Annotated in this window: 12 protein-coding genes; 2 read left to right on the top strand and 10 right to left on the bottom strand. The window is 35.4% G+C overall.

Annotation, left to right across the window (positions count from 1 at the left end; all coding sequences use genetic code 11):
* Nucleotides 1-15: 15 nt before the first annotated feature.
* Nucleotides 16-1,002, bottom strand: coding sequence for a hypothetical protein (locus tag ELD05_RS02495; protein ID WP_127351231.1), 987 nt, complete (start codon nt 1,000-1,002; stop codon nt 16-18).
* Nucleotides 1,003-1,025: 23 nt separating this feature from the next.
* A complete protein-coding gene (locus ELD05_RS02490) occupies nt 1,026-1,652 on the bottom strand; it encodes a papain-like cysteine protease family protein (RefSeq protein ID WP_127351230.1) in 627 nt (208 codons plus the stop codon).
* Nucleotides 1,653-2,114: 462 nt separating this feature from the next.
* Between ELD05_RS02490 and ELD05_RS02485 the strand changes: the two genes are divergently transcribed.
* Both ELD05_RS02485 and hydF read left to right on the top strand, forming a co-directional pair.
* A complete protein-coding gene (locus tag ELD05_RS02485) occupies nt 2,115-3,500 on the top strand; it encodes an aspartate ammonia-lyase (RefSeq protein ID WP_127351229.1) in 1,386 nt (461 codons plus the stop codon).
* 27 nt (nt 3,501-3,527) lie between these two features.
* The gene (hydF, locus tag ELD05_RS02480; protein WP_127352912.1) at nt 3,528-4,739 is read left to right on the top strand and encodes a [FeFe] hydrogenase H-cluster maturation GTPase HydF; all 1,212 of its coding nucleotides are present in this window, start codon (nt 3,528-3,530) and stop codon (nt 4,737-4,739) included.
* Nucleotides 4,740-4,785: 46 nt separating this feature from the next.
* Here hydF and ELD05_RS02475 read toward each other — a convergent pair whose 3' ends face one another.
* From ELD05_RS02475 to ELD05_RS02445, 8 genes are all read right to left on the bottom strand, one after another.
* Nucleotides 4,786-5,520, bottom strand: a complete 735-nt coding sequence (locus ELD05_RS02475; protein WP_127351228.1) for an SIMPL domain-containing protein — start codon at nt 5,518-5,520, stop codon at nt 4,786-4,788.
* A gap of 328 nt (nt 5,521-5,848) precedes the next feature.
* Nucleotides 5,849-6,025 carry a hypothetical protein gene (locus ELD05_RS13955; protein ID WP_164742567.1) on the bottom strand — a complete coding sequence of 59 codons (177 nt, stop codon included), beginning with the start codon at nt 6,023-6,025 and terminating at the stop codon, nt 5,849-5,851.
* Nucleotides 6,026-6,344: 319 nt separating this feature from the next.
* A complete protein-coding gene (locus ELD05_RS02470; RefSeq protein ID WP_127351227.1) occupies nt 6,345-6,914 on the bottom strand; it encodes a hypothetical protein in 570 nt (189 codons plus the stop codon).
* A 126-nt stretch (nt 6,915-7,040) separates the two neighbouring features.
* Nucleotides 7,041-7,859, bottom strand: a complete 819-nt coding sequence (locus tag ELD05_RS02465) for a GNAT family N-acetyltransferase (protein ID WP_127351226.1) — start codon at nt 7,857-7,859, stop codon at nt 7,041-7,043.
* A gap of 345 nt (nt 7,860-8,204) precedes the next feature.
* The gene (locus ELD05_RS02460) at nt 8,205-8,705 is read right to left on the bottom strand and encodes a hypothetical protein (protein ID WP_013404031.1); all 501 of its coding nucleotides are present in this window, start codon (nt 8,703-8,705) and stop codon (nt 8,205-8,207) included.
* A 108-nt stretch (nt 8,706-8,813) separates the two neighbouring features.
* Complete coding sequence (locus ELD05_RS02455) at nt 8,814-9,326, bottom strand: transcription repressor NadR (protein WP_127351225.1); 513 nt, start codon at nt 9,324-9,326, stop codon at nt 8,814-8,816.
* Between the two features lie 618 nt (nt 9,327-9,944).
* Nucleotides 9,945-10,253: a hypothetical protein gene (locus ELD05_RS02450; RefSeq protein ID WP_013404033.1), complete on the bottom strand. Its 309-nt coding sequence runs from the start codon at nt 10,251-10,253 to the stop codon at nt 9,945-9,947.
* Nucleotides 10,254-10,357: 104 nt separating this feature from the next.
* The gene (locus ELD05_RS02445; protein ID WP_127351224.1) at nt 10,358-12,550 is read right to left on the bottom strand and encodes an alpha-galactosidase; all 2,193 of its coding nucleotides are present in this window, start codon (nt 12,548-12,550) and stop codon (nt 10,358-10,360) included.
* Nucleotides 12,551-12,694 lie beyond the last annotated feature (144 nt).

The raw sequence follows: 12,694 nt of genomic DNA, 5'->3' as shown, positions 1-12,694 counted from the left end.
TTTTTGAACATAGTTTCACTTTTGTCTATTTCTAACATGTTTGTAGAATAGATGCTGGTAAGAAAATTTCCACTTTGAGCATATAACAACAATAGCAGTTAGAATTAGTAAGTATATAGCAATCATGGCATTCTGAGTTCTTTCTTTTTTGGCAGCAACAAAGTATAATGTCTTTGAAGGATCTTCTCCACCTATCATTATCTTTTCAGGAGCTTCCCTCATCAATCTACTTCTTTCTTCTATAGCGTTTAAAATTTGAACTGGTATTTTATTTAATGCATCTTTTATTATGCCAAAATCCCATATATGATTTTCGTAACCTTTTGCACCAGCACACCACCAATTTCCATCACCTGATACTGCGTATAATGTCATCTCTTCAATATTGACAATTTTTACATCACTCTTCATGCCCCGTTGTGCCAAATATTTTTCCAAATTATTTACTGCATTACCCAATGAATCATTACCAAACACTCCAGTATTCACTATATAATTGTTCATTTTACTATCCCACTCGATAAGAAGATATCCAACAGGTATATTATCGTAATATACAATTCTTGCCCATCCATTGTCTACAAATTCAGTATTAAAAACATCTTTCCAAGAGTTAAATCTCAAATTTTTAACTTTTTCTTTTACCTCATCTCTTACAATATGATATGGACGCCCATTTTCAGCTATCTTAACTTCAGTTGGGATATGAAATACCCTGTAATATTCATACTCTTTGCTCAACTTGAATTTTTCAATGTTATACGGTCCATTGATATTTGTTATTTCATTTAACGATTGCAGCGTAGGTGAGTCTTTTATATAATTTTTAATAAGAGTACTGATATAAAGCTTGAGCCATGACTCGGCTAAATACTGCCTTCTGAGTATATTAATTTCATCATTGTGTTCGATTGAATAGCTTGCTCCAGTAGCTGAAAATGTCGTAAAGAAAAGCAACAAAAAGGTCATTACAAAACCAATATATACCTTATTCTTTTTCATTCTTTTCACCCCCTGTTAAATCATTATGGTCTAAATACTCTTATCGCATCTAAGTAATCCTGGTAATTGTCATTATCCCTCAACTCAGAATCAGGAATACTAATTACTTCACCTATAGCTGGATCCATAATCATTATATAATTTTGTAGATATCCGTTTACGTCAAAATACTGCCATACACCGTTTAAAACAACAAAATGATTTTGCCTTTCAGTTGCTGTAATTCCTAATCCTATTGGACTTTTATAATTTACAATTTGCTCTGCAATTTGCCCATATGAAATTATCCAGCCACTTACTGGTATCATGCGTGTAGAACCAACACCATAATAGCTCAGTCCTCTTTGTATATCATAAAGAGATGCAGGTTTATTTACATAGCTTCCATAAATATATTTCACTATATCCCACTGTGTTGCTTCTTTCCCAAAACCTAAATAGTTTTTGCAATAGTAAAGTATTGACTCACTTCCTGCTGCCCAGCACCAATTTGAATATGCCTGCCTTACATTTTTAACTGGAAGTTCAACACATGTAACTGTATTTTCTGCAAACGCATCACTAAGGTTCAGTAAGAGTAATGTAAAAAACACAATAGCACTAATCACGATTCTTTTGTACCTTCCCTTTTTTAGTAATTTTTTGACCATATCTTCTCACCCTTTCGTTTTTTAATTCTATTTCATTTAAGAACCTTTAATTATAATTTATAACTGCTGTTTTTAATTTCAATTCACAATATTGTTTTTTTTGCAATATTTTGCACTCAATTTTACATTATTTTGTCTTGTCAAAGATAAAAATTTACCTTGGACTGTTTTCTGTTTTTAAATTAAACCAATTACTATATTTTTTGCACTCCAATTACACACTTAAAAAACAAACATAAATCCAAAGGGAAAAATCACATGAAATGACTGTTGTGAACTGATTCAAAGTTATCTTTATTGGACATAAAAACCTCTCGCAAAGCTTTAAAATTCTGCAATTAAAGAAAGTGCTTTTAAAATCGTGTCTTTTTCACCTGAATTCTCATCGATATGATATAATATTTGATGTTGATTAATATAGGACAATTTTAAAATACATTTAATCAGGAGAGATATACAGCAATGTCAAGAATAGAAAAAGATTTCTTGGGCAGTATTGAGCTTTCTGACCTTGAGCTTTATGGAATTCACACAAAACGCGCTTTTGCTAATTTTAACGTCTCTGGAAAGAGTGTTGACAAAGATTTAATAAAAGCGCTTGTCATGGTCAAAAAAGCGTGCGCAATTGCAAATTATGAAGTTGGTCTTTTGGATGAAAAAATTAAAGACGCTATTGTCTTTGCATGTGACGAAATTTTGGCAAGAAAATATGATGACCAGTTCATTGTAGACAGATTCCAGGGCGGTGCGGGAACATCTACAAATATGAATGTAAACGAAGTTATTGCAAACGTAGCCTTAATTCACATTGGAAGAAAACCGGGTGAGTATGACATAATTCATCCAATCAATCATGTTAATATGTCACAGTCAACAAACGATGTGTACCCTACAGCCTTGCGAATTGCCACTATATGGAATGTAAGAGAACTTTCAGAAGAATGTGCAGAGCTTCAAAAAAGCCTTCAGAGAAAAGAACACGAATTTGAAGATATAATAAAGGCAGGAAGAACTCAGCTACAAGATGCCCTGCCAGTAACACTTGGTCAGGAGTTTGGTGCATATGCCCAAGCCATCTCACGCGACAGATGGAGACTATACAAGGTTGAAGAGCGGCTCAGAGTGGTCAATCTTGGTGCAACTGCTGTTGGCACAGGAGTAAACGCACCTTTGAAATACATTTTCAAGGTGATAGAAATATTAAGAAACTTAACCAAAATTGGCTTGGCAAGGTCTGACTATCTCATGGATGCGACACAGAACGCAGACGTTTTTGTTGAATGCTCGGGGCTTTTGAAAGCATTAGCAGTGAATCTCTCAAAGATTGCAAATGACCTTCGTCTTCTTTCCTCTGGACCAAACACAGGATTAAATGAGATAAACCTGCCAGCTGTTCAGGCAGGTTCAAGCATTATGCCAGGAAAGGTAAATCCTGTAATTCCTGAGCTTATAAACACAATAGCTTTTCAGGTGATGGCAAACGACTTTGCAATAACTTTAGCAGCGCAGGCTGGTCAGCTTGAGCTGAATGCTTTTTTACCTCTGATAGCAAACAATCTTCTTGAAAGTCTTAAAATTCTCAAAAATGGTATTAAAATTTTCAGGCAGCAGTGTATAGATGGTATAACAGCAAACAAAGAAAAATGTTTAGAGTATGCAAAAAAGACTCCTGCTATTGCAGCAAGCTTAATAGACAAGATTGGATATGACAAGGCGGCAGAAATTGCAAAAAAGGCAATTATTGAGAACAAGCAAATAATTGATGTTGTCAAAGAGCTAAATATTATGGATGAAAAAGAAGCACAAGAGCTTTTGAATCCTTTTGAGTTTATAAAGTTTAAAGAATGAAATATTATGGAAAGGACTGACTTTAAGATGAACACAACACCGCGCAGTGAAAGGCTTCACATAGCTATATTTGGAAAGCGAAACGCTGGTAAGTCAAGCTTAATCAATGCCATCACAAACCAGCCAATTGCGATTGTGTCTGACATGCCGGGCACGACAACCGACCCTGTCTATAAATCAATGGAGATTTTGCCGCTCGGTCCTGTTGTTTTGATTGACACAGCAGGAATTGACGATGAAGGAATCCTTGGCAAGCTCAGGGTTGAAAAGACACTGGAGGTTTTGAACAAAACAGATATTGCAATTTTAGTGGTATCTGACATTGATGATTTGACGTATGAAAAGCAACTTGCAAAACTATTTGATGAGAAAAAAGTGCCAAGAATTGGTGTTTTGAATAAAATCGACAAAGACCCAAATTACAAAGAAACACTTTCTTTTTTGCAGTCAAGTTTGGGAATGCCATTTTTGGCTGTGTCATGCGCTACTTTAAAAGGCATTGAAGAGCTAAAAAGTTCACTTGCAAAGCTTGTGCCAGATGTTGGTGAGGATTTGCGAATAGTAGGAGATTTGATAAACCCCGGTGACTTTGTAGTTTTAGTTGTGCCGATTGACAAGGCAGCCCCAAAAGGAAGATTGATTTTGCCTCAGCAGCAGACAATAAGAGATATTCTGGATTCTGATGCAATTGCAATTGTGACAAAGGAATACGAGCTTAAAGAAACTATCGAAAATCTTGGTAAAAAACCTGCGATTGTAATCACTGACTCGCAAGCTTTTTTAAAGGTTGACGCAGACACACCACCTGATGTTCCTCTTACATCTTTTTCAATTTTGTTTGCAAGATACAAAGGGGATTTGGTGGAGTTTGTTGAAGGAGTCAGGAAAATTAAAGATTTAAAACCTGGAGATACAGTCTTGATTGCCGAGGCATGTACACACCACAGGCAATCAGATGATATTGGAACTGTTAAAATTCCAAGATGGCTTCGCCAGATAGCTGGATTTGATATAAACTTTGAGTGGGTTTCTGGCTACAATTATCCTAAGGATTTGTCAAAGTATGCACTGATTATCCACTGTGGCGGGTGTATGATAACAAGGCGAGAGATGCTATTTAGAATTGAGCTTGCAAAACAGCAAGGTGTGCCAATCACAAACTATGGTATCATGATTGCATATGTGCATGGAATCCTACCAAGGGCACTAAAGCCTTTTGGAATTGAGTTTGAATATTAAGACCCCTTCCAAGTCTTCTAAGAAACTGGAAGGGGCCTTTTGCTGTTTATTTTATTATAAACTCACAGTTCACAACAGCAGTTATTTCTTTATCTATTGATGTTGTATCATTTATTCCATAGTCACTAACTTCAGTTGAATAAAGCGGAGTTATCTGAAAAACACCCATAGAAGCAGATTTTAGTCTTTCAACACTACTTCCTGTGCTCTTTGCAATCTGTTTTGCTCTTCTTACAGCATCTTCTGTCGCTAAAGAAAGCATTTCTATCTTTAAATCTGCAAGCTTTGTATAATAATACTGAGGTGGCATAGACTCAAACTGAACACCGGAGTTTATAAGCTCTGTTGACTTTCGAGAAAGCTCTGTAATCTTGTCTACATCTTTTGATGTAATCTGAATGCTTTGCGAAAGCTTGTAGCTATCAACCTTTGTTGAATATATTCCGTTAGGAAGTATCTCATATATTGTTTGAGTTGAAATTGAAGAAAAAATTAAGTCCTTTTCAGAAAGTCCTTTTGAAAGGAAATAATCTTTCACCTTCTTTTGACTTTCTTCTAAAAGTTTGTAAGCTTCTTTTAAATCTTTTGCCACAACAGTGTACATCCCTGTCCACTTGACAAGGTCAGAGCGAAGCTGTTTTTTTGCAGAGCCTGTTACTGTAATGACTTTTCTCTCTGCCCTTAGATTTATAAGCCCATTTGATAAAAAGTAAGAAGAGATTGTAAAAGAAATCCCTATAATTAAAGCAACCAAAACATAGGTAACATTTTTATTATTCAAAATTTTAACCTCCATTTTTTTACTTTATTACATTATATCATTAAACTCCTGAGGCTACAACCAAAATTTTATAAAAATAAAAGTAACTATAGATTCATTGACATCAGGTAGATATGTTATTTAATTTAAACTTTTATTCCGTAAAACGCAGAATAAAACTTGTTAAAATTCGAGCAGCAATCAGTTATTTTAACAAATAGTAGATCTGCTCCTAAAATTAACCTTTATGTCCCCAAAAATTTCTCCACCCTGCAAGGCTTAAGATTTGATCCATTATTTGCTAAGATATTGAATGTTTATTCTCCATGTACACGTTATTTCCATGCAATTACTTTTTTTCTGCTTCAAAATAACCAATTACTGTAACAATAATGCCTATAAATTTAAATGTTTTTACTATAAATCGCAAAAATTCTGCTGGGCTATAACCAATTAACGTCACTTCGTAGGCAATTCCAAATAGAATAATTGCAATTCCTAACAGCATAATTCTATAATCTTTCATTTTTAACCTCCATTAAGACAAAAAATAAGACTTATATTTAGCAACTCTCATATAAAAAATAGAATTGTTCAATTGTAGTAGCAGATTTTATAGCTAAGTCAATATTAATTTTGCATAAAGAGGTTGTTGAAAAAAATATCACCAACGATACATAAAATAAACAAAAGTTGTTTATTCCATTTATAAGCAAAAGAAAAATCTTGTCCTACAAACTTTCCTGAGAAGTTGCTCAAATAGAAAGTAATTAATATCCAATCAATTTTTTGCTCTGAAAACTTTCTATACATTGTTTCTGTCTTTCATATAAAGAAAGTTCTTTTTAAGTATTAATGCTGAACATATAAAGTATTCCTTTTTCTGCATCGTAGATTGCCAAATAAAAATCATATGAATTAAGGTTGATAAGAGTTTTAGTATCGAGGTTTTCATAATCTATACATCTTGCAGTGATAACCGACTTGTCACCAATTGCTTTCCAATATCCCGAAGAAATTTTAGGAAGACCAACTTCTTTTGCAAAGCCTCCAAATCCTGTAACATTACCAGAAAAATCTTTAATTTCTCCGCCATATATTAGTGCTTGATATGCTTGACTTAAAGGGAGCTTTTTCCAGCTTTCTTGTTTTTCGATGTATGAAACAAAACTTTTCTTACCTTCAGGAGTAAAAACAAATTTGTAAAGTTTCATACCATCATTGTGAAAACCACCATAATCGTCATATATTTTTTCTGAAACTGTACCTCTTGGAAGTCTTATGTTAAAATTTTCTTCGAATTCTTTTACACCGCTGTCTTGTGAAAATAAAAGACTAAACGAAAAAATTGTAAATAAGATGGGAGCTAAGATTAAGCTTAAAAAAACTACTGAAAAGAGAACAAATTTTTTCATAGTTTGCTCACCATTTTTATTTTGTTATATTATATCACTAAATCTATACAACTACAACCAAAAATTTAAAAAAATAAGAACCACCTGCCTATTCACAGGTGGTTAAGATTGACTAAAACAAATACTTTACAATCCCAATGTTACCCATGTACCAATCTGCTGAAAGCCAATCTTTCTGTATATATTAGCAGCTTTAGGGTTGTCACAAAACAAGCAAAGCGATTTGCCCTCTTTTATCAAATCACTGCAAAGTCTTTTCATGCACATAGTAGCGTATCCTCTTGAACGATACTCGTGCATTGTACAAACACTTAAAACCATTGCCATGTCTGCAATTTCCGCACCTGTCCGCGCAGATGATACAACCATCCCATCTTCTTCTATATAATATATCCTGCTTCTTCCCATCAAAACATCCTGTCTTAGCTGTTCAAACGTTGAGGGATTTAAAAATTCTTCTATAGACTGATATAGGTATACTATCAGTTCAAGCTTGTCAAGGTTTTCTTCTAAATTATCCTTATTTATTACCCTGACCTTTTCAAATTCTTCCTGAGAAAGTTCTAATTTATTCTTATCTACACTGCTGTCAAGCTTCATAAAAAGCTGCTCTCTTTTATTAAGCACATTCAGTGCTTTCAAAAACGGCATAACAGCATCCTTTTTGCCAGAAAAAACTTTGCACTTTGTTGTAAGTATTATGTTGCAAAATGAGTCAATGTCCCAGCTGTCAGAATCTGAATAGAAAATCAAATCTCTGCGATAGCGAAGAAGAACTGCTTTTAAATTTCCAGATACTATATCAAATTCTCCCCAAACCTCAACAACCGGTGAGTCAAAACCAAAACTCAAGATATCGCCAATTATAAAAATATTCCACTCTTTTTCCTTTCGGACAAAATCCATAAGAGTTTCAAAATCAGCATTTGAGAGTTTTCTTATCATAAAAATCACACTTTCCTGTTTTTTTACAATTATACTACCAAACCTAAATCTAATCAACTAGTTTTGATAGTGTTAAGCGGTTGTAGGGAAAACTTTTTCTTAAAATAGTTCTAAGTTGTAGAAATTATAAGCTTTTTGCTGCTTTAGGATGTCAAAATAAAATTCGATTGCATTTACTTAAGAATTCCTGCAACACCTATAGGTAATCTTGAAATATCAGTGTCAAGAACACGAAGAGGTGATTTCGACTGCATATTGTTCTGTTTAATTAATTTTTTTTCTTTATCCATCGCTCATATAATTTCCACAAAAAGAATGTCTCAAAATTGAATATTTTTAGAAAAACTAATTTTTTGCATTTGGAGACCTTAGTCTTAAAATAGGATTTAATGCATAAAAAACTGCTATTGCAATTAATGAATCTGCCACATGATGAATCATTGTCCCTATTCCCACAACAACAAATGCTTTGTAAAAGTCAAACCCAAAAGGCATTACAACCACAGCTTCCAAAACAGCATGTATGGGAACTGTTATCGCCAAAGCAATAGGAAAAGAATATCCTTTTTGTATCACTTTCGCCCCAACATATCCAAATACTGCGTGAACTGCCGCTCTGGCCGCTATTACAGGCCCTAACTTAATTAGAAAACCTATTGCAGACCCAATACCTACGAATAGTGCTGTTGCAGGACTTATAAGCATTGCCAACATTACAGGTACATGAGATGCAAGGGTAGCCGAAAAAGGCGGTATAAATACTCCCAATACTCCTCCCAAGGCTAAGGGTATAAGTATTGAGAATGCCGTCAAAAGTCCTCCAATTGTAATCTCTCTTGCTCTCACACTAAAACCTCCTGTCCTTTATTTTTATAGCCATAGTATACACAGGTGTATATACATCTGTCAAAAATAAAATAACCACTTCTTAGATTTGTTAAGTGGCTATATTTATTATTCCATTAAAAAACCTTTTTCTTTTAATATCTTTTGTATCCTATTCAACACCTCTTCACTATCTGCTTCAACAGTGTGAAGATGCACTCCTCCTGTCAGCGAAGACAAAAGTTTCGCTTTGCCTTCTTTTACAAACTCCATGAACTTGCTTACATCATACCTTGAGGAAAGCATTAAAAGGCCTCTTAACTCACCGTACAAAGGATGTTCTACAATTACATCCAGCACCTTCCCTCCATTGTCAACTATGAGATTTAATTCTTCTTCTGTCCTCTCGCATTCATGTTTAACAGCAAAAACTATCTTTATCGAATTTTCTTTCGTGTGATCTATTATATAACCTTGAGGGGTAGACAATATCTTAATGCCTTTAGCTCTCAAAATAGCTATATCCTGCACTATCACCTGTCTTGTGACACCAAAAAGTTTAGCAAGTTCAGTCCCCGATATAGCTTTTTTTGCATTTTTTAAAATCTCAATTATCTTGTTCCTTCTCTCTTCCGTCCTCATCATTCTCCACCTTTTTCAGCATAGCATTTGCACTATAAGGAAAAACATGGCTGTTACTATTATAAATCTCCTATACTGAAAGCTTCTGGTAGTAAGTATATTGTAGAAGTACTAAAATATGTGCCAAAATTTTCAGTCTTGTAGAATTTGTTAGCACCTGATGTTTCGCAATTTTTTCGTCTGAAGGTCAGCTATTGAGGTTATTCAGACTTGCTTTCTTTAAATCATCAACGAACACAGGTATCTTTTTCCATTTGTAAGTATAACTAAATATAGCAATAAAATTTAAAAGCACTTCAACACTTATTATCCTAAAAATATTTATTATTTTTATTCTACCACAATCCTATGAGAAGCAAAAGATGACCAAAAGGGATGTTAAAAACAAAATTGTGCCTGAGTGACTATCATAGGCTTATCTCTCATTGTGTCAGCACCCTAACTTATGTTTGACAATACGAGGATACGAACGCATAACCTTTTCAACTGGTACAGGAATCCTATATGTCTTACCATAGATGTCTTGGTACCCCTCAACATACTTCGGGTTTAAGCTTGGGCCTCAAAGCCGCTTACCCATCCCCTGAAGAAGAAGGGTTTGCGGAGCCCATTTCTCTGTCAGAGTTTTTTCCGGGGTCGTTCCATCTCATCTGGACCGGCGAGCCGGTAGATTCGTAACTTGCGGCTCCGTGGAAACTCCCTCTTCATTAGGGATTTGAGCAGTTTAGGAAGATCTGATTCTGAAACGCGGAACTCGCCCTTTTCATAGCCTCGCTCGCGCACTAAAAAAGTTTTCTCATCAAGCTTCAGAATAGTAATCCCTCGATTACGCTTATACGAGAGGATCTCCAGACCTTGCGTCGGAGTCAATTTGGCAAGCGTTGTACAGACCCGCTGCAGGGTCGTTTCCAGGTTGATTAAAGCCATTCGGGTTCCCCCTCGTGTGAATTTCTTGTTTTTCCACTTTTTATTTTATTCTTCTCTTTACCAAGAGTAGAAAGCTCTTTTTTATTTAAAATTTTGTAAATATTTTACCCCAGAACAGCTTTTAAAATCCACATATGAGAATTAAAATCACCCCATGTACGTGGAATCATTATTCCTATGTTCATAAGTTCATCTCCAAACCTAATCTTTTCATCGCCTTCAATAATATACTTCTTATCAGGATCAAGCCCGTCAAGCTTGAGTCTCTTTATTGACGGATTTGGCTCACCTAATATATTCACATAAAACACAACTGCCTCATTTTTGTCTTCTGTTACAAACATCCAAGCAGCTACATTTTCTTCAAATGGAGAAATTAGCCTGTACAAATCACCTTCAAATATTATATGCCAAATTCTCTTGTAAAGTTCAATCTGTCTCTTTATCTCTTCTTTATCCTCTTGAGATAGTTTTGTCAAATCAAGCTCATATCCAAAACAGCCAGAAAGTGCTACAATTCCTCTTGTCTTCATTGGTGTTATCCTACCAACCTGATGGTTTGGTACAATTGATACATGCGCACCCATAGTTGATGCTGGATACACTATGCTTGTTCCAAACTGGATTTTAAGCCTTTCGATTGCGTCTGTGTCATCGCTTGTCCAAATTTGAGGCATGTAATACAAAATTCCCGGGTCAAACCTTCCACCACCGCCAGAACATCCTTCAAATAAGATGTGTGGAAACTCTGTTGTAAGCTCTTCCATCATTTGATAAAGTCCTAAAACATATCTGTGGAAGACCTCTTTTTGCCTCTCTGGTGGAAGAGCAAGAGAGTAAGCTTCTGTTAAGGGCCTGTTCATGTCCCACTTTATATATTCAATTGGAGCTGCTTTTAGAATCTCTTTCATCATCCTTAAAATTTCTTTTCTCACATCTTCTCTCGTGATGTCCAAAACGTACTGGTTCCTGCACTGTGTCAGTGTCCTTCCTCGCACCTGTATGCACCAATCAGGATGTTTCCTGTAAAGCTCACTATCTGGCGAGACCATCTCAGGCTCAAACCACAGTCCAAATTTGAGCCCCATTTCATTTAACTTTTTCCCAAGCCCGTCCAAACCGTTTGGAAGCTTTCTTCTGTCAACAAACCAGTCTCCAAGTGAGCTTGTATCATCGTCTCTTTTACCAAACCAACCATCATCTAAAACAAACAGCTCAATCCCAAGCTCTTTTGCCTCTTTTGCCAATGCCAAAAGCTTTTCTTCATTGAAATTGAAATATGCTGCTTCCCAGCTGTTTATAAGAATCGGTCTTCTCTTGTCTCGATATGCTCCTCTGCAAAGTCTTTTTCTGTAAAGCTTGTGGTATGTGCGAGACATTCCTCCCAAGCCCTCTTGTGAATAAACCATTACAACCTCGGGTGTCTGAAACTTCTCGCCTGGATCTAACACCCAGGTGAACTCAAATGGATTTATACCAATTGTCACCCTAACAAGGTTGTACTGGTCTTTTTCAACAATTGCAGCAAAATTACCACTGTAGACAAGAGAAAACCCATAAACATCTCCAAACTTTTCGGTCGCACCCTTTGATAAAAGTGCTATAAACGGATTGTGCTGATGTGAGCTTTCACCTCTTGCACTTTCAATTATCTGAGTTCCGTGGATAAGAGGAGTTCTCTCTATGTATCTTTCTCTTGCCCATGAACCCCACAGGTGCAAAAGTTCAAAATCCCCTTCTGGAAAGTCAACACATGCACTCATTGCACGAAGGATTTTTAGTTTTTGTTTTCCTAAGTTCTCAAATCTTACGCTTCTTGTTATTGCATCATAATCTTTGTAGGCTGTATAAATCAATGTGACTTTCAAGTCAATCAAATCATCATAAAGGTCAATCTCCAGTGTCTGGGCTTCATCAGATGACTCGACATATGTTGCTGGAAGACCTTCAAGTTTGGGCTTTCCATCATAGATTCTGTGAGTTTTGTAAACTAAGTTTGTAATGCGAGAGCCATCTTCCTGTTCGATTTGGTATGCAGGATGCCTGAAATCTGAATTTCCATATGCTGGATATTCCTGTGGCATAGTCTCAAAAGAATATGTTTTATCGTTGGGGTCTGGCGTTGCACCAAAGACTCTTCCTGCTGTAATGTCTATATCCATCCATTCAAACTCTTTTATTTTTTTTCCCCAATAAACATGTGCTAAGTATTTGCCTTTGAAAAGCTTTATTACATAGCTTGTATCCTTTGCTTCTATGAAAAACATGGATGTTTGAGGATTGAATTTTATTGGCATTTTGTTGCCCCCTTCTTTATGTTCTTTATAAATTTTTATCCCGCAACTTTAATAATATCATCAAGGTACTTTCTTTTTCTATAGCAATTTAAAATCTTGATATATTTTTTAAATATTTGATATGTCTTTACCATTTAATTACAG

The sequence above is a fragment of the Caldicellulosiruptor changbaiensis genome (genome assembly GCF_003999255.1).
Classification (GTDB): Bacteria; Bacillota; Thermoanaerobacteria; order Caldicellulosiruptorales; family Caldicellulosiruptoraceae; genus Caldicellulosiruptor; species Caldicellulosiruptor changbaiensis.
This window is presented reverse-complemented; position numbering and strand designations above follow the sequence as displayed.

Coding starts and splice junctions, on each gene's coding strand:
- hydF (WP_127352912.1), top strand. CDS start 3,528: ATGAACACAACACCGCGCAGTGAAAGGCTTCACATAGCTATATTTGGA.
- ELD05_RS02465 (WP_127351226.1), bottom strand. CDS start 7,859: ATGATAAGAAAACTCTCAAATGCTGATTTTGAAACTCTTATGGATTTT.
- ELD05_RS02490 (WP_127351230.1), bottom strand. CDS start 1,652: ATGGTCAAAAAATTACTAAAAAAGGGAAGGTACAAAAGAATCGTGATT.
- ELD05_RS02470 (WP_127351227.1), bottom strand. CDS start 6,914: ATGAAAAAATTTGTTCTCTTTTCAGTAGTTTTTTTAAGCTTAATCTTA.
- ELD05_RS13955 (WP_164742567.1), bottom strand. CDS start 6,025: ATGAAAGATTATAGAATTATGCTGTTAGGAATTGCAATTATTCTATTT.
- ELD05_RS02455 (WP_127351225.1), bottom strand. CDS start 9,326: ATGAGGACGGAAGAGAGAAGGAACAAGATAATTGAGATTTTAAAAAAT.
- ELD05_RS02445 (WP_127351224.1), bottom strand. CDS start 12,550: ATGCCAATAAAATTCAATCCTCAAACATCCATGTTTTTCATAGAAGCA.
- ELD05_RS02495 (WP_127351231.1), bottom strand. CDS start 1,002: ATGAAAAAGAATAAGGTATATATTGGTTTTGTAATGACCTTTTTGTTG.
- ELD05_RS02450 (WP_013404033.1), bottom strand. CDS start 10,253: ATGGCTTTAATCAACCTGGAAACGACCCTGCAGCGGGTCTGTACAACG.
- ELD05_RS02485 (WP_127351229.1), top strand. CDS start 2,115: ATGTCAAGAATAGAAAAAGATTTCTTGGGCAGTATTGAGCTTTCTGAC.